Source organism: Sagittula stellata E-37 (genome assembly GCF_039724765.1).
Classification (GTDB): Bacteria; Pseudomonadota; Alphaproteobacteria; order Rhodobacterales; family Rhodobacteraceae; genus Sagittula; species Sagittula stellata.
Genome location: NZ_CP155729.1, coordinates 2,124,309 through 2,146,133, shown reverse-complemented (window position 1 = coordinate 2,146,133; position 21,825 = coordinate 2,124,309). Strand labels below are relative to the sequence as shown.

Sequence of the window (21,825 nt, the reverse complement as noted above, 5' to 3'; positions counted from 1 at the left end):
GGGGGGTCGAACCGGCCGGTTCACCCCTTACAGCGCGTTAACCAAGGTTGCGATCGCCTTCCGCGCTTGTGGGCCGGGCCTGCGTGCCCACCAAATGGGCCGACCGCCCGCCGCCTTAACCCTGCCGCGCGTGCCGTTAACCGGGCCTGTGTTAACGGTCCTTGTTCCGCCTGCGTCGCGGGCCTACACATTGCCCCATGTTCGTTCCCTTCTACGATGCCCTGCGCAAGGCCGGTGTGCCGGTCAGCCTCCGCGAGTACCTGACCTTCCTCGAAGGCATGACCGCGGGTCTTGCCACCTACGACGTCGAGGCGTTCTACTATCTCGCCCGCACCGCCATGGTGAAGGACGAGCGGCACCTTGACCGTTTCGACCGCGCATTCTCCCATGCTTTCAAAGGCTTGGAAGAGATCGGCGTCGAACAGGTCCTGCAGGCCGTGGACCTCCCCGACGACTGGCTGACCAAACTGGCCGAGAAGCATCTGACCGAAGAGCAAAAGGCCGAGATCGAGGCCATGGGCGGCTTCGACAAGCTGATGGAAACGTTGAAGAAACGCCTCGAAGAGCAGAAGGGCCGGCATCAGGGCGGCTCCAAATGGGTCGGCACCGCCGGCACCTCGCCCTTCGGCGCCTATGGCTACAACCCCGAAGGCGTCCGCATCGGGCAAAAGGAATCCCGTCACAAACGCGCCGTAAAAGTCTGGGATAAAAGAGAATTCCGAAACCTTGACGACGGCGTGGAGCTGGGCACGCGCAACATCAAGGTGGCGCTCAAACGCCTCCGCCGCTGGGTCCGCGAAGGCGCCCACGAAGAGCTCGACCTGGACGGCACCATCCGCGCCACCGCGCACAACGGCTACCTTGACGTGAAGACCCGGCCAGAGCGGCACAACGCCGTCAAAGTCCTTTTGTTTCTTGATGTTGGCGGTAGCATGGACCCGCACATCAAGGTGGTGGAAGAACTGTTCTCCGCCGCCCGTGCAGAGTTCAAGCATCTGGAACACTTCTATTTCCACAACTGCCTGTACGAGGGCGTGTGGCGCGACAACCGCCGCCGCTGGGACGGGCAGACCGCCACATGGGATATCCTCAACAGATATGGCCCTGATTACAAATGCATTTTCGTGGGTGACGCCAGCATGTCCCCCTACGAGATCTCGCATCCCGGCGGCGCGAACGAGCATTGGAACCAGGAGGCCGGGCACGTCTGGCTGCGCCGCGCGCGCGATCAGTGGCCGGACCACCTCTGGATCAATCCCGTACCGCCAGGCCATTGGCAATACACGCAAAGTATCCACATGATCCGCGAGATCTTCGAGGATCGCATGGTGCCGATGACGCTCGAAGGGCTGGACCGGGGCATGCGCTTCCTCGGCTGAGCCCATCGCGCCCGCCGTGGCGCGGCAAATCCAATGTCGTCAGAACCTTACGAACCACTCCTGCATGACAGAAGATGTGTGGGTCCAGCCCGTTTGCGGGCTGACACAAGACCTTGGCCCAGCATCCGGACAGCACGGGACCGAAGAGCCGCCACTTGCGGATACATCCACACGCGTTGGACTGGCCATCCGGCTTTTCCCTTGCGTTGCAGATCTTGGCTCAAGGGAAAACTGGCAGCGTTTCCGGCGTGCAAGCAAACCGCAAAAAGCCGCCCCCCGAGTGTCAAAAGCGTCATTTGCGCAAACATCGCGGATGCATCCCGAAGACCGGGGCCTTTGCCCTTGACCTAAAGTCAAGCCATGTGAAGGGTCGGCCCAAATAAGCTGCCGCCCCAATATTTAGATTCTTTTTCCGTTCGGAGAACGCAATGACCTTTGCTAACCGCACCACAGTTCTGTTTGAGCTCATGCAATCACGCCACCAAGTCGGGATTCGCCAGCGTTCGCTCAGAAATCGCTGCCGACTTGGTCGGACGACGGAGCTGGTTTTCGTGCTCGCCTGTGGCGCCACCTTGACGATCGCGGGACAGGCAAAGGCGGACGATCTGATCTGGACGGGCAATCAAAGCCAGGTCTGGGACAAGGCCAACACGACCAACTGGAACAACACCTCCGGTGGCTATCCGAGCTACCCCTTTTTGGACGGGGACGCAGTCACCTTCGATGCGACCGGTGCGGTCGGCACGGTGACAATCGACGAAGGCGGCTTTGTGTTGACTTCCAATGTCACGTTTGATTCCAGCGGTTATACCATTGCAGGGGCGACGCCGAGCGACGCTCTCACCGTGATTGGCTCCATATCCGTCACCAACGCCGGCGACAGCGCAGTGATTTCCGCGGTTCTCGAAAACGGCGCCGAGATCGTCGGTGCGGGCGACCTCACGCTGTCCGGCGGCTACCGCACCAACAGCACCGCTGGCGTCATCACGGTGAACGGCGCGGCGTCCCAGACGGTGTCGCTGACCGGGGGCCACTTCTTTCGTGAGATCGTGCAGAACAGTGCCAACGTCGTCATCGACGGAGCGACCTTCGATTCCTCTAGTGCGGGTCTGTTCGTCAACGGCGGGACCATGGAAATCGCCAGCACGGTGGCCGTGGCCGGTGTAACCCAGACTGCTGGTCAGACCGCTGTTTCGGCGTCCTCGTCGGTGTCCGGCACCGCCTCGGTGTCCGGCGGGTCGCTGACGGTGAACAACGGTGTCAACTTCACGACGACGGGCAGCGTCGACATCTCGGGCACGGGCACGCTGACAATGAACGGCACCGTCACCGGTGACGTGGACATCACCAGCGGACAAACCACCAACACCATCGGCAACGGCACCGGGACGGACCGGATCACCGGGACGTTCACCCAGAACAACGTGAACTCCGTCACCACCGTGACCTCCGATTCCCGGATCGGCACGCTGGAGAACACCGCGGGCGAGATCATCTTCGCGGGCACCGGCACGCACACGCTCGACAATGCGTCGAACAACGCGGGCACGATGAGCGTCGGGTCGGGCGTGACGGTCACGGCGACCAACGGTCTGACCAACACCGGGACGCTGAACCTCGACGGTTCGATCGCGGGTCCGCTGACCCTGAACGGCGGCAACACCATCGTGAACAGCGCCGTGGCCTCGGTCACCGGCCAGACGACGGTGAACGCCAACGGCACGCTGACGGTCAACGCGAACCAGACCTTCGACGCGGCGGGAGGCATGCTGGTCGATGGCGGCTCTGTCGTGGCCAACGGCACGATCACCGGCAACGCGGCCTTCAGCGGCGACACCGACGTCGAGGGCATCTTCGGCAACGGCCTGACCGTGCAGTCGCCCAACACCATGACCGTTACGGGTGGTTTGACGTATGGTTCTTTGACGGTTTCGGACGGAGGGACGTTTACGACGACCGGTGCGGGCGGGGTTGCCATTGTGGGGACGTCGAACACTACGACGATCAACGGCGCGGCGATCTACAACGACGGCGACACGCTGGACGACAACGGGGGGATCGACATCGGCGCGACCGGGTCGGTGACCTTCAACACCGGCGCGACCGGCATCCGGTTCAACGCCGACGACGATGAGAACAACACCGGCACGATCACCAACGACGGTTCGATCACGGTCACTGGTGGCGGCGCGGGTGGCGTCAGCGTGGCCAACGACGACGGCGCGGGCGACGACAACCTGACCAACCAGGGCACCGGCACCATCGACGTGCAGGCGAACAACACGCTGAACGGCATCGACACGCTGACCAACAGCTCGACCTCGGCGACCGCGATCCAGGTCGGCAGCGGCGCGACGCTGGGCTTTGCCACGCTGAACTCCTCGGCGGGGACGGTCACCAGCGCGGGCACGCTCGACGGCAACGTCGCGCTTTCGGGCGCGGGGACGCTGGTGCAGAACGCCGGCGGCTCGGTCGACGGCACCCTGTCGACCGCGGGCAGCGCGACGTTCGACATCAACGGCACCACCGGCGATGCGACGACCGAGGTGACGGGGACGGTGTCGCAGGGCTCGACCGGGTCCTCGACCTTCGCGGGCGACGCGGGCGGGCTGGTGACGGTCAGCGCGGGTACGCTGACCGTTGATGGCGCTTCGGCCTTCAACGACGGTCTGTCCGTGACCGGCGGCGCGGCCGTGGTGGATGCGGATCTGTCCGTAACCGGCAACACGCTGGTCGATACCGGTTCGCTGACCGTGAATGCGGGCGACACGCTGACCTCCCCGGTCAGGGCCGGCAGCCTCGGCGGCGGCGGCAGCGTGACCGTGAACGGCGTCATCGACGGCGCGCTGGACGTCGAAAACACGTCTACCTTCGACATCAATGCGGGCGGCTCCGTCACCGGGACGGCGACCCACGCCAGCACGGGGACCTCGACGCTTGCGGGCACCGTCGGCAACCTCAACATCACGGCTGCGGGCACCGTTCAGGTGGACGGCGCGGCGGTGTCCAACGGTCTGAGCTTCGTCGACGGCGGCGGCACGCTGGCCGTTCAGGCCGGCGCGTCCTACACCGCCACCGGCGGCCCCGTGAACGTGGGCTTCGACGCCGGCAACACCGGCAGCGGCACGCTGAGCGTGGCCGACACCGGCAGCGTGATCGGCAATATCTTTGTCCACAACGCGGGCACCGTCGACATCAACGGCACCTCCGGCGACGCGACGACCGAGGTGACCGGCGCCCTGGTCCTCTTTGCCACGGCCACTGGCAATTCGACCGTGGCCGGCGATATCGGCGGTGCGGTCACGGTGAACGCCGGCACGCTGACGGTGGACGGCGTCTCGGAGTTCCAGTCGAGCCTCGACGTGAACGCCGGCAGCCTCGTCGTAAGCGCCGACCTCGGCGTGACCGGCGCCGCCGAAGCGTCTGGCGGCGATGTCACCGTCGACGCGGGCGCGACGCTGACCACCGCGACCCTGACCATGTCGGGCGACGGCGCGCTGACGCTGAACGGCGATCTCGACGGCGATCTGAACATCACCGACACCAACAACACGGTTGCGGTCACGCATGCGCTGAACACCCCGGGCGGGGTGACGGGCACCGTGACGCAGAACAACGCCAATTCCACGATCACCACGGGCGACGCGGGCAACACCCAGTTCGGCACGCTGGTCAACACGCTGGGCACCGTGACGGTGAACACGGGCACGCTGCAACTGAACAACGCGTCGTCCAACGCCGGCACGATGAACGTGAATTCCGGTACGGCGGTGATCCTGAACACGGCCGACTTCACCAACACCGGCACGTTCGACCTGAACGGACAGATGGGCAACGTCTCGCTGGCCGACACCTTTACCAACGACGGCGGCGTCGTCACCCTGGCCAACAACCTCGCGGCGCAATACGTCCAGACCGGCGCCGGGGCGCAGACCACCATCGACGGCAACACGCTGGTCGGCACCGGCACCACCGGCGCGACCATGGCGATCAACGCTGGCGCGCTGACAATCGATGCAGGGCAAACGCTGACCTACGGTGCGCTGACCCTGGCCGATGGCGCGACGATGACGGTGAACGGCAGCATGGCCGCCTTGACCGACACCACGACCAACATCAACGGTGCGGCGACGTACAACGACGGCTCGGCGCTGAACGACAACGGGTCGATCAACATCGGGGCGACCGGCAGCGTGACGTTCAACACCGGCGGCACGGGCATCGTGTTCGACGCCGACCAGGACAACAACGCGGTCGGCACGATCACCAGCGACGGCGCGATCACGGTGAACGGCACCGGCAACGTCAGCTTCGGCACCGACGGCGACGACAACTTCACCAACCAGGGGTCCGCCACGGTGGCGCTGCTGAACACGTCGTCCGTCTCCGACATCGACGTGCTGACCAACAGCTCGACGGCGAACGGCGCGACGGCGGGCACGGCGGCGATCTTCCTGGCCAGCGGCACCTCGCTGGGCTTCACCACGCTGGATTCCTCGGCGGGGACGATCGTGTCCGCGGGGACGCTGGACGGTGACGTGAACCTGACCGGCACCGCCGGGCTGGACCTGAACGACGGCACGATCACCGGGACGCTGGACAACCAGTCGGGCACGGCGATCACTCTCGACGGCACCATCACCGGCGCCTTCACCCAGCAGGGCGCGGGCACGCAGACCACGGTCGACGGCACCTCCAGCTTCGGCAGCACGGTGGATGTCGACAGCGGCACCCTGACGGTCGACGCCGACACCACGGTGACCGGCGCGACCACCGTCGACGACGCGACGCTGACCGTCAACGCCGGCGACACGCTCACCGCCACCGGCAACGTGCTGGCCGGCGGATCGGGCGGCGCGGGCACGGTGGTCGTGGACGGCACCATCGACGGCGACGTGACGGCGCAGAACACCGCGACCGTGACGGTCAACGGCTCCGTCGACGGCAACCTCCAGACCCAGAACACCGCCTCCTTCGACATCAACGGCACCTCGGGCGCGGCCCCGGCAGAGGTCACCGGCAACGTCACCCAGGCGGGCACCAGCGCGCTCAACACCCTGGCGGGCGACATCGCGGGCTTCCTGCAGCAGACCGGCGCGGGCACGATCACCGTCGACGGAGACGCGATCGTCACCGGCCTGGTGAACATCGACGCGGGCACGCTGACGGTCGCGGGCGGCGCGACGCTGGACGCCACCGGCGCCGGTGTCGACGTGGCCGCGGGCGCCTTCGGCAACGTCAACGCCACCGGCGAGATCGACGGGTCCACCACCAACGCCGGCACCTTCCAGAACGACGGCACGATGGACGGGGTGACCAACTCCGGCGGGTTCACCAACACCGGCACCACCGCAGGCGTGACCAACTCCGGCACCTTCACCAACAACGGCGGCACCGGCACGGTCGGCAACTCCGGCACGTTCGACAACAACGGCTCGACGCTGGCCTTCAGCAACACCGGCACGCTGACGACCTCCGGCACGATCACCGGCGATCTCGACCAGACGGCGGGATCGACCACCGCGGACGGCAACGCCACGGTGACCGGCGAGCTGGACATCGACGGCGGCACGCTGACCGTCGATCCCGGCATCGTCCTGAGCGCGGGCAGCGCCGACATCGAGGACGCCGGCGGCGTCACGGTGGGCGCGGGCTCCACCCTGCAGACCACCACCGGGACCCTCGCCAACGACGACCAGATCGCGGTGGGTGCAGGCGGCAACCTGATCGCGGCCACCACCCTGACCAACGAGTCGAACGGCACCATCACCTTTGCCAACGGCGGCACGCTGAGCGCCGGCGGCGCGGGTCAGGGCACGATCACCAACGAAGGCCAGATCGTCGTCAACGCCGGCACCGTGACGGCCACCGGCAACGACAACTTCGTCGCCAGCGGCATGGGCACGGGCCTGCAGATCCTCGGAGGCCACCTCGACCTCGGCACCGGCACGGTGACCGACACCGGCACCGGCACGCTGACCGCGGTCACGCTCACCGCCGATGCCAGCGGCGGCGCGATGCTGACCACCGGCGGCGTGACCTTCGACGAGGCCGAGATCGAGCTGAACGCCAACGCCTCCGGCGACGCGACGGTGACCGGCCCGGTGACCGTGGGCGGCACCGGCTTCTTCGACCTCAACAGCGCGGGCGGCAGCACCGCGACGATCACCGGAGACGTGATCCAGCAGGCGGGCAGCACCGCGACCTCGACGCTGGCGGGCACCCTCGGCGGCATCCTCGACATCAACGGCGGCACCGTGACGGTGGACGGCACGGGCGGGGGCGGCACATCGGTCGTGACCGGCGCGCTGACCGTGGACGGCGGCACGCTGAACGTGAACGCCAACACCGACGCCGCCGCGGGCACCACCGTGGGCGCGACAGGCACGGTCAGCAACACCGCCACCTTCGCCACCAACGTCACCAACGCCGGCGGCTTTACCAACGACGGCACCGTCAGTGGCGGCGTGGGCAACTCCGGCACCCTCGACAACAACGGCACGGTCACCGGCAACGTCACCAACACCGGCACGCTGACCGACTCCGGCAGCATCGGCGGCAGCCTCACCCAGACGGCGGGGTCGACCACCGTGGACGGCAACGCCACCGTGACGGGCCTGTTCGACATGAACGGCGGCACGCTGGCCATCGACCCCGGCTTCACCTTCGCGGTCGGCAGCGCCGACATCGAGGATGCCGGCGGCGTCACCCTGGGGGCGGGTTCCACCCTGCAAACCACCAGCGGCGCCCTCGACAACGACGACCAGGTGGCAATCGGCAACGGCGGCACGCTGCTCTCCTTCGCGGCGCTGAGCAACGAGACGAACGGCGTGATGGACTTCCTCGGCGCCACCGGCGCGCTGACCGCCGGGGCCGGGTCGGACATCACCAACACCGGGCGGTTCAACATCAACTCCGCCGTGGGCCAGACCGTGACGCTGACCACCAGCGGCGCGGGCACGTTCACCAACACCGGCCTGATCGACATGGTCGACGGCGAGACCGCCGACCGCCTGGTGATCAATGGCGATGCGGTGCTGAACGGCATCATCGGCATGGACGTCAACGTCTCCGGCGCGCTGGTGGGCACCTCGCCCGCCGACACCGCCGACCAGGTCAACGTGACGGGCACCGCCTCGGGCGCGCCGACGCTGGCCTTCTCCAACGTCAACGGCGTGTTCTCCAACGTCGCGGTCCCGATCGACCTGATCACCGCGGCCAACACCGGCGGCGTCTCGGCCACCCAGACCGGCCTGCCGACCAACGGCGCCTTCATCTACAACCTGCAGAACACCGGCACCGCGGTGCAGCTGACCGCCACCCCCAACCTCGCCTTCGGCGGCGTGGCCTCCGGCGTGGCGGCCACCCAGAGCCTGATCTCCACCGTGGTCAACCGGCCGTCCTCGGCGCTGGTGACCCCGCTGGTGGCCCCGGGCGACGACCCCTGCGCCATTGGCTCCTGGAGCCGGATCACCGGCGGGAAGGCCTCGGCCGGCCTGTCGACCTCGGCCGCGAGCCTGCCCGGCTCGCTGTCCAACCAGATCGACCTGCGTTACCGCGGCATTCAGGTGGGCCTCGACCGGTCCTGCTCGGGCGGCTACTACAACGGCTGGGACCTGGCCTACGGCGCGATGCTCGGCACCAACGGCGGCGACACCTCCCTGCCGGTCAACTTCGGCGGCACGGTCACCACGCTCAGCACCGAGTTCGACCAGACCTTCGGCGGCTTCTACCTGAGCGCCGCCAAGGGCCAGTGGTTCGGCGACCTGTCGATCCGCGCCGACAAGACCACCTACTCGATCCAGGAGAGCAACAGCTTCGCCAACGGCGGTCTGGGCATCAACACCCAGGACTTCGACAGCCGCGGCAAGACCGTCTCCGGCTCGCTCAGCTACTCGCATACCCTGAACGAACAGCTCGGCCTGCGCCTCGTGCCCACCGCCGGCTTCTCGTTCAGCCACATCGAGAGCGACAGCATCGCCATCGAGAACGATCCCTCCACCGCCGCCGACAACGCGACCCTGCAGATCGGCGACATCGACCAGAGGATCGGCTACCTCGGCGCAACCCTGGCACGGACCCAGGTCGCGGAAAGCGGCACGGCGGCGACCACCTACTTCGTCACCGGAACCTACTTCAACGACTTCGGAGACGACCTCGAAAGCACCTTCACCGTCGACAGCAACGGATCCTCGCAGGTGCTTACGTCCGAGACCCTCGGCGGCTTCGGAGAACTCAGCTTCGGCTTCAACTACACCGCAATCCTCGACGCAGGATCCGCCGTCCCGGCAAGACAGGTCGACGCTTCCCTGCGCGCAGACACAAGGTTCTCCGACAATCTCGACTCTTGGGGATTGACCGCTCAGGTCAGACTGCAGTTCTGAGGCGATGCGCAGGGGTCCGGTCCGCCGGGCCCCGCCATGTCGCCACATCGACACGACAGAATAAGGCCGGGATGTTCCGCAACATCCCGGCCTTTTCAGTGTGTTCGGTCCGTGCGCCCTGCCCCGTCGTCGCTCAGCCCGCTGGCGCCTTCATCGGGAGCGCCCGGTAGGTCAGCCTGGCCGTGTCCATCCCGGCATCCGCATCGGCAAGCTCACCCTCGGTCTGCGCCTTCAGCCACGCATGATGCGGGGACTTCACGCAGACCGGGTCCGTGGCATTCGGATCGCCCAGGAGGCCCATGGCCTGGCAGCGGCATCCGCCGTGGTCCTTCGTCTTGCGCTCGCACGATGTACAGGGGTCCTGCATCCAGTCGGTGCTACGGTAGGCGTTGAACGCCTGCCCGCCGTACCAGATCTCCGACAAGGGCCTGTCGCGCACGGAATCGAAGCGGAGCCCGGGGATGATCTGCGCGGCGTGGCAGGGCAACACCTGGCCGTCCGGGGCCACGTTCAGACCGGACGAGCCCCAGCCGCCCATGCAGCGCTTGGGGTAGTCCTCGTGGTAGTCCGCCGGGACGTAGTCGATGACCAGCGTGCCTTTCAGCGCCGCGCGCGCCTCTGCCACGATGCGGGTCGCCTCGCGTGCCTGCGCCTTTGTCGGCATCAGTTCGGACCGGTTCTTCAACGCCCAACCGTGGAACTGCACGGTCGCCACCTCGATCCGCCGGGCCCCCATCTCCACCGCCATCTCCAACGCACGCGGCAACTGGTGAAGGTTGTGACGGTGCAGGACCGCGTTCAGGGTCAGCGGAAAGCCGATCCGGCCGATCCACCCCGCCACCTGCATCTTCCGGTCGAAGCCGCCGCGATAGCCGCCCACCGCATCCGCCATTTGCGCCGTCGTCCCCTGCAACGACAACTGGACGTGATCCAGGCCGGCTTCGTCCAGCGCCTGCAACCGCTTCTCCGTCAGACCGATGCCGGAGGTGATGAGGTTGGTGTAAAGGCCCGCGTCCCGCGCTGCGTCCACGAGGTCGGCCAGATCGCGGCGAGAGGCCGGCTCCCCGCCCGACAGGTGCAGTTGCAGGACGCCCATCTCCGCCGCCTCGCGGAACACGCGGGACCAGGTGGCGGTGTCCAACTCTGCCTCCTGCCGCGCCAAGTCGACGGGGTTGGAGCAGTACGGGCAGGACAGCGGACAGCGGTGCGTCAGTTCCGCCAGCATCGCGATGGGGGGTGCGATCTTCATGCCGCCTCCTTCATGTCACCTCCAGGAACCGCCGGTCACGCAAGGCACCGAGAAACCCGGCGCTGTCTTTCGCGATCTCTTCGGGCGGGGCGGCGTATTTCTCGGCCAGGGCGCGGATGATCTGATCCAAGGTACGGATGCCATCGACCTCCGACAGAACCGCGTGGCCGACCATGTCGAGCATGATCGCCCGCTCCGGGGCAAGAAGCACCCAACCGTCCCGGACCTTGTCGAAGTGCAGCCGGACGCCGCGCGGCAGGACGGGAATGTCGCCCGCGCCGATCATGACGCCTGCCGCAAGAGCTGCCCCGTTCCGGGCTGCCACGCGCCGGGCGGAATGCGCCGCGGCTCGACGTAGGCGCCCCACAGCGCGTCGAGTTGGGACCACAGAACATCCGTCTTGAAGATCAGCGCCCTGGCCGCCACGTCCTGCTTCTCGGCGGTGTCGGCATGGTCCAGCACCCAGGCCAGCCCAAAGGCCACATCCTTCGGCGCTTCTTTCAACCGGTTGCGGAAATACGACAGCGAGGAGTCGTCGGCGAAGGCGTAATTCTTCAGCAGTCCCTCGATGCGGTTGGCGTGGATCTTCGGTGCGAAGAGTTCCGTGAGTGATGCCGCCACCGCTTCGAGCAGGGTCTTTTCGCGGACGAAACGGACGTAGGCGTCCACCGCGAACTTCGTTGCGGGCAGGACGCCCTCTGTCGTCGAGACGTAGTCGGGATCCAGACCCACCGCCTCCGCCAGCCGCAGCCAGCGCCTTATGCCGCCTTCGTTGTCGGCGGTTCCGTCGTGATCCTCCATCCGCGACCTCCACGCGCGGCGCAAATCAGGGTCCTCCACCCGGGACATGAAGGCCGCGTCCTTCATCGGGATCGAGTGCTGGTAGTAGTAGCGGTTGATGACCCAGGCCTGCACCTCCTCCATGGTACACTGCCCACCGTGCAGACGGTCGTGGAACGGATGCAGGTCGTGATATCGCTCCGCTCCGATCTGGCGCAGCCGGGCTTCGAACGCGTCGCGCGATTGCGGTGCCTTGGTCATAACACGATCTCCATGCCGTCCTGGCCGATGGTCCAGCCACCGGATTGTGCCTCGGCCCGTTCCGCCGAACCGGGGCGCAGGACCGGGTTGGTGTTGTTCATGTGGACAAAGACCTTGTGGCGCACGTCGATGTCCCGGAATGCCGCGATGGAGCCGTCTTCGCCTGACATGGACATGTGACCCATGCGCTTACCCGTCTTGGCCCCCAGCCCGGCACGCACCATCTCGTCGTCGCGCCAGAGCGTGCCGTCGAACAACACGAGGTCGGCGCCCGCCAGCCGCGTGCGCAGGTCGTCGTTCAGCATGGCGCAGCCGGGGATGTAACAGACCCGTCGACCACCGCCGCTCAGGGCCACACCCACCGTGTTCTCTCCGATCTCGCCGGTCTCCACCCTCTCCCCTTCGAGGTAGAGCGGCACCTTGCCCGGCACCGGGAAGAGCTCCGCCATCAGCCCGGGGGCCAGTTCGAACGGCACCCCCAACGCGATGGAGGAGCGGCTGACCACGTCGCGATGCAACGCGTCGAAGATCGGGTTGCTCTTCAGCACCGCCTGGATCACGGGCGTCGCGAACAGCGTGAAGGGCTGCATTTCCCGCAGGGTCAGCAGCCCGGCCACGTGGTCGATGTCGCCGTTCGTCACCAGCACCGAATGCAGCGGCAGGCTGCGCAGGCCGGTCGGATGCAGCGGCGCCGCATCGGCCATCTGCTGCCGGATGTCCGGCGAGGCGTTGAGGATCGCCCAGTCGGTGCCGTTGCCGGTCACCGCCAGCGAAGACTGCGTCTGTCGTGGAATTTCGCCCGCCCTCGCAAGGGTACAGTTCTCGCATCCGCAGTTCCACTGCGGCAGGCCACCGCCCGCCGCAGCGCCGAGGATGAGTGCGCGAAACGCCATCGACAGCCTCCGCGCGCCGCGCTCAGAACAGCACTTCGCGCTCTTCTTCGCCGTCCGGCCCGTACATGTTGATTTCCATGCCGCACTCGATTTCGCGGATCTTCGGCTTTGTCCATGCCATGTCGGTGTCTCCTTGTCCTGACCGGTTTCAGTGATCCAAGACTGCATGCGTCGCCCCGTCCCAAGCCATTCTTATAATCTAAGAACGGCACAGACGAAGGTCGCGGGTCCCTCCGTTACAGCAGTTCCAGAACCGCCTGCAGCACACGTTCGGACGCCGCGGCCAACGGGCGAAAGCGGTTGCGGATGATGAAGCACGGCGGCACCGAGATCGGCTCTGCCAGATTGAGCGAGGCGATCCCCAGCGCCGCCTGCCCCGTCGTCAGCATCTGTGCCACTTCCATCGCCTGCGGTGCGATCGTGTCGGTGCCTTCAAGCAGCGACAGCACCACGAGAAGCGACGAGGAATTGGTGATCCTTTGTGGCCCGCCCAGCCCCCGCTCATGGAAGGCACTCTCGACGGCCTGCCGGATGGGCGACCCGATCTCCTGCACAACCCACTCGTATTCCTGAAGCTCTTCCAGCGTGACCTTTGTCCGTCCGGCCAGCGGATGACCGGGCCGGACCAGCAGCGACACGATCTCGCTCCGCGCCGGATGCAGGCGGAAGTCGCGGCTGTCGTGTTCCGCGGGCAGACGCGAAATCACGAAGTCGAAGCGCCCCTCGACCAGCCCGCGCACCAACTCGGTCGACGGGCCGACCTCGATCGTCATCTCGATATCGGGGGCCGCGGCTTTTGCCCGGCGCACCGCGGGCACGATCAGTCCGACGGCCGGGCCGGTGACCGCGCCGACGCGCACCTGCCCCATCTCGCCGGTGGTGATGCGCCGCGCTTCACGCTCAAGCGCGTCGTATTCCTCAAGGATGACCTGCGCTCGGCGGGACACGATCTCGCCCAGCGGGGTCGCCTGCATCCCTTTGGGAGTCCGGTGGAAAAGCGCGCCCCCTGCCCGCTGCTCGATTTCGCCTAACAAGCGTGACGCCGCCGGTTGCGACATCCCCGCCATCTGCGCCGCCCGCTGCAACTGGCCGGTCTCGGCGATCCGGAGGATCAGGTTCAGTTGCGACGGTTTCAGACGATGCAGAACGTTCATCCGGACCTCATATCATTTTCGTTATGCAGATCAGCATAAATTGGATTTGAAGGTTATGCACGTAGACTGTTAGCTCTCGCGTGGGCACTCATCAGACCCGGCGCCGAGACAAAGAAGCAGGCGCACACAGTGGAGGAACATCATGAAATTCAAGACAATCCTGGCTTCGGCCAGCGCCATTGCGCTGTTCGCATCCGCCGCCCTGGCCGACGGCACCGTCGGCATTGCAATGCCCACGAAATCGTCCGCGCGCTGGATCTCGGACGGCGAGTCCATGGTCGAACAGTTCAACGAAGCGGGCTACGAGACCGACCTGCAATACGCCGAGGATGACATCCCGAACCAGCTCGCTCAGATCGAAAACATGATCACCAAGGGCGTCGACGTGCTGGTGATCGCCGCCATCGACGGCACCACCCTGTCGAACGCACTGGAAAACGCCGCCGCGTCCGGCATCAAGGTCATCGCCTACGACCGCCTGATCCGCGACAGCGGGAACGTCGACTACTACGCCACCTTCGACAACTTCAAGGTCGGCGTCCAACAGGCCACCACGCTGGTCGACGGCCTGAAGGAACGTTACCCGGACACCAAGCCCTGGAACGTGGAACTCTTCGGCGGCTCTCCGGACGACAACAACGCCTACTTCTTCTACGACGGCGCGATGTCGGTCCTCCAGCCGCTGATCGACGACGGCTCCATCGAGATCGTCTCGGGCCAGATGGGTATGGATACGGTCGGCACGCTGCGCTGGGACGGTGCGGTGGCACAGGCGCGCATGGATAACCTCCTGTCCGCCAACTACACCGACAAGCAGGTGCACGGCGTGCTGTCGCCCTACGACGGCCTTTCCATCGGCATCCTGTCCTCGCTCAAGGGCGTGGGCTACGGCTCCGGCGACATGAAGATGCCGATCGTGACCGGCCAGGACGCGGAGGTCCCCTCCGTCAAGTCGATCCTCGCGGACGAGCAGTACTCCACCATCTTCAAGGACACCCGGTCGCTGGCCGGTGTGACCGTGGGCATGGTCGACGCACTGCTGGCGGGCGGCGAGCCGGAGATCAACGACACCTCGACCTACGACAACGGCGTGAAGGTCGTGCCCTCCTACCTGCTGGAGCCGCTGCCGGTGACCAAGGAGAACTGGGAGGAACGCCTGATCGACTCCGGCTACTACACCATGGACCAGATCAAGTAAGATCGCTCCCCCGGGCCTGTCCGGACGCTTTGTGCGGGCAGGCCATTTTCTCTCATGCAGACCGCACGCCCGGGCGCACCGCCGTCCGCCTGCGGCGCATTGGAAGGCAGCCATGTCCGCACTTCTCGAAATGCGCGGGATCACCAAGACCTTTCCCGGCGTGAAGGCCCTCGACGAGGTGACCCTGACCGTCCGGCAAGGCGAGATCCACGCGCTCGTCGGCGAAAACGGCGCCGGCAAATCGACCCTCATGAAGGTGCTGTCGGGTGTCTACCCCGCAGGCACCTACGACGGCGAAATCCACTACGACGGCGAACTGGCCCAGTTCCGCGACATCTCGGACAGCGAGTCCAGGGGCATCATCATCATCCACCAGGAGCTGGCCCTGGTCCCGCTGCTGTCGATTGCCGAGAACGTCTTTCTCGGCAACGAACGCGCGACGAACGGCGTGATCGACTGGAACGCGACGAACCGCATGACCGGCGAGCTGCTGAAGAAAGTCGGACTGCGTGAGGCGCCGACGACGATGGTCGACAAGCTGGGCGTCGGAAAGCAGCAACTGGTGGAGATCGCCAAGGCGCTGTCCAAGGAAGTCCGGCTGCTGATCCTCGACGAGCCGACCGCCGCCCTGTCGGAATCCGACAGCCAGGCACTTCTGGATCTGATGCTGGAACTCAAGGCGCAGGGCGTCACCTCGATCATCATCAGCCACAAGCTGAACGAAGTCCGCCGCGTGGCCGACAGCGTGACCGTCATACGCGACGGTTCGACCGTTTCGACCATGGACGCCCGTGCGCAGCCGATCACCGAAGCCGCCATCGTGCGCGACATGGTGGGCCGGGACATGGCGCACCGCTATCCGGAACGCACCCGCCGGGCCGGCGACATGCTGATGGAGGTGTCCGACTGGAACGTCTGGCACGCCGAACACGCCGACCGCCAGGTCATCCACAACGCGCAGTTCAACGTGCGCGCGGGCGAAGTCGTGGGCATCGCCGGGCTGATGGGTTCGGGCCGCACCGAGCTCGCCATGAGCATCTTCGGGCACAGCTACGGTCGGAACATCACGGGCAATGTCCGGATCAAGGGCCGCGACGTCGATGTCTCGAAGATCGACCGCGCCATCGACGCGGGCCTCGCATATGTGACCGAGGACCGGAAAAGCCTCGGCCTGATCCTCGAAGAGCCGATCAGCCGCAACGTGACGCTGGCGAACCTGCCGGGCGTGTCGTCGGGCGGCATCCTTAACGAGAACGAGGAGACGCAGGTCTCCGAGAAATATCGCCGCGCGATGAACATCCGCACGCCGTCCGTCTTCCAGAAGGTGATGAACCTGTCGGGCGGCAACCAGCAGAAGGTGGTGCTGTCGAAGTGGCTGTTCGCGGGGCCGGAGGTGCTGATCCTCGACGAACCCACGCGCGGCATCGACGTCGGCGCGAAATTCGAAATCTACGGGATCATCAACGATCTGAGCGCGCAGGGCAAAGGGGTCCTCATGATCTCGTCCGAGATGCCGGAACTCCTGGGCATGTGCGACCGGATCTACGTGATGAACGAAGGCGAACTGGTGGGCGAGCTTGACGCCGCCGAGGCCAGTCAGGAGCGCATCATGTCGCTCATCGTGACGGAATAGGGAGACAGGGCATGGCTCTTGCAGAATCTCAGGACGCGGACGCGCGCAAGGGCGTCGGCGAATACCTCGCCGGGCACCTGCGCGAATACGGGCTGCTGTTCGCGCTGATCGCGATCATGGCGTTCTTCCAGCTTGTCACCGACGGCGTGCTGCTGAAACCGGTGAACATCACCAACCTGCTGTTGCAGAACAGTTATATCATCATCATGGCGCTTGGCATGCTGGTGGTCATCGTGTCGGGCAACATCGACCTGTCGGTCGGCTCGGTCATGGGGTTCATCGGCGCGCTGGCGGCGGTGATGATCGTCAACTGGGAGGTCAACTGGCTGTTGACCATCGTGGTCTGCCTTGCGGTCGGCGGGCTGATCGGCGCGGCGCAGGGGTACTGGGTCGCCTATTGGAAAATCCCCTCCTTCATCGTCACGCTGGCGGGCATGCTGGTGTTCCGCGGATTGTCGCTGTGGCTGCTCGAAGGGCAATCGGTCGGCCCCTTCCCGCGTGAGTTCCAGACCATCGCCAACGGCTTCGTGCCCGACCTCTTTCCGGCGGGCATCGGCGAAACGCTCGCCCCGCTGTTCGACGCCCGCAAGGTCAACGTTCTGGCGCTGCTGACGGGGGTCGCCGCCGCGGCCTTCGTGATCTGGTCCGGAATGCGCAAGCGCGCCCGCAACAAGGCCTACGGGGTGGAGGACGAGCCGCGCAGCTTCTTCGTGGCGCGCACTGTCATCGTCAGCGCCGCGCTGGTCTTCATCATGTACAAGCTCTCGACCTTCCGGGGTCTGCCGAACGTGCTGATCACCATGGGCGTGCTGACGATCATCTACGCATTCCTCACCGAACGCACCGTCATCGGGCGCCGCATCTATGCGCTCGGCGGAAACCAGAAGGCCGCGAAGCTCTCGGGGATCAAGACCGAACGGCTGACCTTCCTCGCCTTCCTCAACATGGGGATCCTTGCCGCCGCCGCAGGGCTGGTGTTCGCCGCCCGCCTGAACACCGCGACGCCGAAGGCCGGGTTCGCGCTGGAACTCGACGTGATCGCGGCGGTCTTCATCGGCGGCGCGTCCATGTCCGGCGGTGTGGGCAAGATCGTCGGCGCGGTCGTCGGCGCCTTCCTGATGGGGGTGCTGAACAACGGCATGTCGATCATGGGCATCGGCATCGACTACCAGCAGATGATCAAGGGGCTGGTGCTTCTGGCCGCCGTCATCTTCGACGTCTACAACAAATCTAGGCAGGGCTGAGTCATGAGTTTCAAACCGGCAGAATGGCCACGCAGGCTGCGGTCGCAGGAATGGTACGGCGGAACCACCAAGGACGTCATCTATCACCGTGGCTGGCTGAAGAACCAGGGCTATCCGGAGGACCTGTTCGACGGTCGCCCGATCATCGGCGTCCTCAACACATGGTCCGACCTCACCCCGTGCAACGGCCACCTGCGCGAACTTGCCGAGAAGGTGAAAGCAGGCATCTGGGAGGCCGGCGGCTTCCCGGTCGAGGTGCCCGTCTTCTCCGCGTCCGAGAACACCTTCCGCCCCACGGCGATGATGTTCCGCAACCTCGCCGCCCTGTCGATCGAGGAACAGATCAGGGGCCAGCCGATCGACGGCTGCGTGCTGATGGTCGGCTGCGACAAGACCACGCCGTCGCTGCTGATGGCCGCTGCCTCCTGCGACCTGCCCTCCATCGTGGTGACCGGCGGGCCGATGCTGAACGGCTGGTTCCAAGGCGAACGGGTCGGCGCGGGTACGCACCTTTGGCGCTTCTCGGAGGCCGTGAAGGCCGGCGAGATGACCCAACAGGAATTCCTCGATGCCGAGGCCGCCGTGACGCGCTCCTCCGGCACCTGCAACACCATGGGCACCGCGTCCTCGATGGCCTCCATGTCCGAGGCGCTCGGCATGGCGCTGTCCGGCAACGCCGCGATCCCCGCCGTGGACTCGCGCCGCCGCGTGATGGCGCAACTGTCGGGCCGCCGCATCGTGCAGATGGTCAAGGACGACCTGAAACCCTCCGACATCCTGACCCGCGAAGCCTTCGAGAACGCGATCCGCTGCAACGGCGCGGTCGGCGGTTCGACCAACACCGTCGTGCACCTGCTCGCCATCGCGGGCCGGACCGGCGTCGATATCACGCTGGACGACTGGGACCGCTGCGGGCGCGACGTGGCCACGATCCTGAACCTGCAACCCTCCGGCAAGTACCTGATGGAAGAGTTCTTCTACGCCGGCGGCCTGCCGGTCGTGCTGAAACGTCTGGGCGAGGCGGACAAGCTGCACAAGGACGCGCTGACCGTCTCGGGCTCCACCATCTGGGACGAGGTCAGGGATGCGAAGAACTGGAACGAGGACGTGATCCTGCCCGCCGACAAACCGCTGACGGCGCAGGGCGGCATCGCCGTGTTGAAGGGCAACCTGGCGCCGAAGGGCGCCGTCCTGAAACCCTCTGCCGCCTCGCCACACCTGATGCAGCACCGGGGGCGCGCCGTGGTCTTCGAGGACATCGACGACTACAAGGCGCAGATCAACGACGACGCGCTCGACATCGACGAGACCTGCATCATGGTCCTGAAGAACTGCGGACCCAAGGGCTATCCCGGCATGGCCGAGGTCGGCAACATGGGCCTGCCGCCCAAGGTGCTGAAGAAGGGGATCAAGGACATGATCCGCATTTCCGACGCGCGCATGTCCGGCACCGCTTATGGCACCGTGATCCTGCACACCTCGCCCGAAGCCGCCGCCAGCGGTCCGCTGGCCGTGGTTCGCACAGGCGACATGATCGAGGTGGACGTGGCTGCCCGCCGCCTGCACCTGGAGATCAGCGACGACGAACTCTCCGCACGTCTGGCCGAGTGGACGCCGATCCACGAACGGCCGGACAGCGGCTATGCCTGGCTGCACCAGCAGCACGTGCAGGGCGCCGACACCGGGGCCGACCTGGACTTTCTCAAGGGCTGCCGCGGTGCGCCGGTCGGAAAGGACTCGCATTGATGGAAATCGCACTCGTCGGCATCGGCAAGATCGCGGTGGACCAGCACATCCCCGCCATCTCGGACAACCCGGACTGGGAACTCGCGGCGACGGTGTCGCGCCATGGCACGGTCAAGGGCGTTCCCGCCTTCACCGACTTCGACACCATGCTGGAGGAGCGGCCCGAGATCCGCGTCGTCTCGCTCTGCCTGCCCCCTGTCCCCCGTTTCGACTACGCGCAGAAGGCGATCCTGGCCGGGCGGCACGTCATGCTGGAGAAACCCCCGGGCGCCACGCTCTCGGAATGCCACACGCTCGAAGCACTCGCCCGCAAGCATCGCGTCTCGCTTTATGCCACCTGGCACTCCCGGCAAGCCGACAAGGTCGCCGCGGCGAAGGACTGGCTCAGCGACAGGCGGCTGCGCAAGCTCGCCATCCGCTGGCGCGAAGACGTCCGGCAATGGCATCCCGGACAGGACTGGGTGTTCGAGGCGGGCGGCCTCGGCGTCTTCGATCCCGGCATCAACGCGCTGTCCATCCTGACGGAAATCCTGCCCGTTCCTGTGCACCTGACCGGGGCCGAACTGCACTTCCCCGAAAACCGCGACACGCCGATCGCCGCGCAATGCGCCTTCCACCACCCCGACGGCGCCGAGGTCACCATGGATCTGGACTGGCTGGAGCCGGGCACTCCCACCTGGACCATCGAGGCAGAGACCGACACAGGCCACATGCTGCTCGAAAACGGCGGCGGCACCCTGACAATCGACGGCCAGACGCACGATGCGCGGCCCGGCCTCAGCGGCGAATACCCCCGGCTCTACGCCCAGATGGCCGAGCTTGTCGCCAGTGGCGGCATCGACATGGACCTCGCCCCGCTGTGCCACGTCGCCGACGCTTTCCTCCTGGGACGCCGCATCGCGGCCCCCCGGTTCGACTGGTGACCCGGATGGAGATGACCCCGGACGGCACGCCGCTGAGACGCATGACCATCGCGAACGGCGGCGCCATGGCCCGCATCATGAGCTGGGGCGCCAGCCTGACAGACTTCCGGCTGGACGGCTTCGCCCATGCGCTTGTGCTCGGGTCCGAAGACTTCGACGCCTACCTCGGCCCGATGCTGTATTACGGCGCCATCGTCGGCCCCGTGGCCAACCGCATCGCCGGCGGGCGTATGACCGTCGCGGGCACGCCCTGCACACTCGACCGCAACGAAAACGGCACCACCACGCTGCACGGCGGCCCAAAGGGCTTCGGACAGCGCAACTGGACCGTCGTCTCGGCCACGGTCACCGACGTCACCCTCTCGCTCAATCACCCGGACGGGCTCGGCGGCTTTCCCGGCAACATCGGCGTCACCGTCTATTACGCACTGGACGACACGGGCGCGCTGACCGTCGAGATCACCGCACAGAGCGACCGCGAAACCGTCTTCAATCCGGCGTTCCACGGCTACTGGACGCTCGACGGAACACCGGACGTCTCCGCCCACCGGATGACCGTCCATGCCGAAAGCTACCTGCCCGTGGACGCCGCGATGATCCCGCTGGGCACGCCTGTCCCGGTCGACGGAACCGCCTTCGACTACCGCACCGCAAGGACGCCCGACTCGGACCTCGACCACAACTTCTGCCTGTCCGACAGACGCGTCGGCATGCGCCCGGTTCTGGCCCTCGAAACCGACCGCCTGCGCCTCGACCTCTCGACCACCGAGCCGGGCCTGCAGGTCTATACCGGCGGCGGAATCGACACCGCCCCGTTCGAAGGCCACGGCGGCGCCCCCTGCACCCGCAATGCCGGGATCGCCATCGAGCCGCAGACCTGGCCCGATGCACCCAACCGCCCGGATTTTCCGTCGGCCGCGCTCGTGCCCGGCCAGACCTACCGACAGGTCTCGCGCTTTGCCGTGACCCGCATATCGTGAA

General features: G+C 66.3%; 14 protein-coding genes. 8 read left to right on the top strand and 6 right to left on the bottom strand.

All coding sequences use genetic code 11. From position 1 onward, the window contains the following. Positions 1 to 197: 197 nt before the first annotated feature. Together ABFK29_RS10190 and ABFK29_RS10185 are read left to right on the top strand one after the other, a co-directional pair. Positions 198 to 1,379, top strand: coding sequence for a vWA domain-containing protein (locus tag ABFK29_RS10190; protein ID WP_005857598.1), 1,182 nt, complete (start codon positions 198 to 200; stop codon positions 1,377 to 1,379). A gap of 551 nt (positions 1,380 to 1,930) precedes the next feature. Beyond that, entirely contained in the window at positions 1,931 to 9,763 is a 7,833-nt protein-coding gene (locus ABFK29_RS10185; protein WP_347100416.1) for a beta strand repeat-containing protein, read from the top strand. A gap of 133 nt (positions 9,764 to 9,896) precedes the next feature. On the opposite strand, the gene pqqE is transcribed toward ABFK29_RS10185, so the two are convergent. The 6 genes from pqqE to ABFK29_RS10155 all read right to left on the bottom strand — a co-directional run bounded on the left by pqqE (position 9,897) and on the right by ABFK29_RS10155 (position 14,100). Next, positions 9,897 to 11,012, bottom strand: coding sequence for a pyrroloquinoline quinone biosynthesis protein PqqE (pqqE, locus tag ABFK29_RS10180; protein ID WP_005857593.1), 1,116 nt, complete (start codon positions 11,010 to 11,012; stop codon positions 9,897 to 9,899). A gap of 10 nt (positions 11,013 to 11,022) precedes the next feature. Continuing rightward, complete coding sequence (gene pqqD, locus ABFK29_RS10175; protein WP_005857591.1) at positions 11,023 to 11,298, bottom strand: pyrroloquinoline quinone biosynthesis peptide chaperone PqqD; 276 nt, start codon at positions 11,296 to 11,298, stop codon at positions 11,023 to 11,025. Then, positions 11,295 to 12,053 (bottom strand): pyrroloquinoline-quinone synthase PqqC, encoded by a 759-nt coding sequence (gene pqqC / locus ABFK29_RS10170; protein WP_005857589.1) that lies wholly within the window; start codon positions 12,051 to 12,053, stop codon positions 11,295 to 11,297. Before pqqC ends, pqqD begins: the two co-directional genes overlap by 4 nt. Further along, on the bottom strand, positions 12,050 to 12,946 hold the full coding sequence (pqqB, locus tag ABFK29_RS10165; protein WP_005857588.1) for a pyrroloquinoline quinone biosynthesis protein PqqB: 897 nt from the start codon (positions 12,944 to 12,946) through the stop codon (positions 12,050 to 12,052). The genes pqqC and pqqB overlap by 4 nt, the downstream gene beginning before the upstream one ends. Before the next feature lie 22 nt (positions 12,947 to 12,968). After that, positions 12,969 to 13,067, bottom strand: a complete 99-nt coding sequence (gene pqqA / locus ABFK29_RS10160) for a pyrroloquinoline quinone precursor peptide PqqA (RefSeq protein ID WP_005857586.1) — start codon at positions 13,065 to 13,067, stop codon at positions 12,969 to 12,971. Positions 13,068 to 13,182: 115 nt separating this feature from the next. Further along, positions 13,183 to 14,100, bottom strand: coding sequence for a LysR family transcriptional regulator (locus tag ABFK29_RS10155; RefSeq protein WP_005857584.1), 918 nt, complete (start codon positions 14,098 to 14,100; stop codon positions 13,183 to 13,185). A gap of 142 nt (positions 14,101 to 14,242) precedes the next feature. Here ABFK29_RS10155 and chvE point away from each other — a divergent pair, with 142 nt between their 5' ends. The 6 genes from chvE (at position 14,243) to ABFK29_RS10125 (ending at position 21,824) form a co-directional block, all read left to right on the top strand. Next, positions 14,243 to 15,298 carry a multiple monosaccharide ABC transporter substrate-binding protein gene (chvE, locus tag ABFK29_RS10150; protein WP_005857582.1) on the top strand — a complete coding sequence of 352 codons (1,056 nt, stop codon included), beginning with the start codon at positions 14,243 to 14,245 and terminating at the stop codon, positions 15,296 to 15,298. 112 nt (positions 15,299 to 15,410) lie between these two features. Next, positions 15,411 to 16,931 (top strand): multiple monosaccharide ABC transporter ATP-binding protein, encoded by a 1,521-nt coding sequence (gene mmsA / locus ABFK29_RS10145; protein ID WP_005857581.1) that lies wholly within the window; start codon positions 15,411 to 15,413, stop codon positions 16,929 to 16,931. An 11-nt stretch (positions 16,932 to 16,942) separates the two neighbouring features. Beyond that, positions 16,943 to 18,175 (top strand): multiple monosaccharide ABC transporter permease, encoded by a 1,233-nt coding sequence (gene mmsB / locus ABFK29_RS10140; protein WP_005857579.1) that lies wholly within the window; start codon positions 16,943 to 16,945, stop codon positions 18,173 to 18,175. Positions 18,176 to 18,178: 3 nt separating this feature from the next. Beyond that, on the top strand, positions 18,179 to 19,921 hold the full coding sequence (gene araD, locus ABFK29_RS10135) for an L-arabinonate dehydratase (RefSeq protein WP_005857577.1): 1,743 nt from the start codon (positions 18,179 to 18,181) through the stop codon (positions 19,919 to 19,921). Next, positions 19,921 to 20,844 (top strand): Gfo/Idh/MocA family protein, encoded by a 924-nt coding sequence (locus ABFK29_RS10130; protein ID WP_005857575.1) that lies wholly within the window; start codon positions 19,921 to 19,923, stop codon positions 20,842 to 20,844. The genes araD and ABFK29_RS10130 overlap by 1 nt, the downstream gene beginning before the upstream one ends. Before the next feature lie 5 nt (positions 20,845 to 20,849). Next, positions 20,850 to 21,824, top strand: coding sequence for an aldose epimerase family protein (locus ABFK29_RS10125; RefSeq protein ID WP_040604363.1), 975 nt, complete (start codon positions 20,850 to 20,852; stop codon positions 21,822 to 21,824). Position 21,825: the final 1 nt, after the last annotated feature.

Excerpts from the sequence above, each read along its gene's own strand:
- ABFK29_RS10190 (WP_005857598.1), top strand. The coding sequence starts at position 198 with ATGTTCGTTCCCTTCTACGATGCCCTGCGCAAGGCCGGTGTGCCGGTC.
- pqqE (WP_005857593.1), bottom strand. The coding sequence starts at position 11,012 with ATGAAGATCGCACCCCCCATCGCGATGCTGGCGGAACTGACGCACCGC.
- pqqD (WP_005857591.1), bottom strand. The coding sequence starts at position 11,298 with ATGATCGGCGCGGGCGACATTCCCGTCCTGCCGCGCGGCGTCCGGCTG.
- pqqC (WP_005857589.1), bottom strand. The coding sequence starts at position 12,053 with ATGACCAAGGCACCGCAATCGCGCGACGCGTTCGAAGCCCGGCTGCGC.
- pqqB (WP_005857588.1), bottom strand. The coding sequence starts at position 12,946 with ATGGCGTTTCGCGCACTCATCCTCGGCGCTGCGGCGGGCGGTGGCCTG.
- pqqA (WP_005857586.1), bottom strand. The coding sequence starts at position 13,067 with ATGGCATGGACAAAGCCGAAGATCCGCGAAATCGAGTGCGGCATGGAA.
- ABFK29_RS10155 (WP_005857584.1), bottom strand. The coding sequence starts at position 14,100 with ATGAACGTTCTGCATCGTCTGAAACCGTCGCAACTGAACCTGATCCTC.
- chvE (WP_005857582.1), top strand. The coding sequence starts at position 14,243 with ATGAAATTCAAGACAATCCTGGCTTCGGCCAGCGCCATTGCGCTGTTC.
- mmsA (WP_005857581.1), top strand. The coding sequence starts at position 15,411 with ATGTCCGCACTTCTCGAAATGCGCGGGATCACCAAGACCTTTCCCGGC.
- mmsB (WP_005857579.1), top strand. The coding sequence starts at position 16,943 with ATGGCTCTTGCAGAATCTCAGGACGCGGACGCGCGCAAGGGCGTCGGC.
- araD (WP_005857577.1), top strand. The coding sequence starts at position 18,179 with ATGAGTTTCAAACCGGCAGAATGGCCACGCAGGCTGCGGTCGCAGGAA.
- ABFK29_RS10130 (WP_005857575.1), top strand. The coding sequence starts at position 19,921 with ATGGAAATCGCACTCGTCGGCATCGGCAAGATCGCGGTGGACCAGCAC.
- ABFK29_RS10125 (WP_040604363.1), top strand. The coding sequence starts at position 20,850 with ATGGAGATGACCCCGGACGGCACGCCGCTGAGACGCATGACCATCGCG.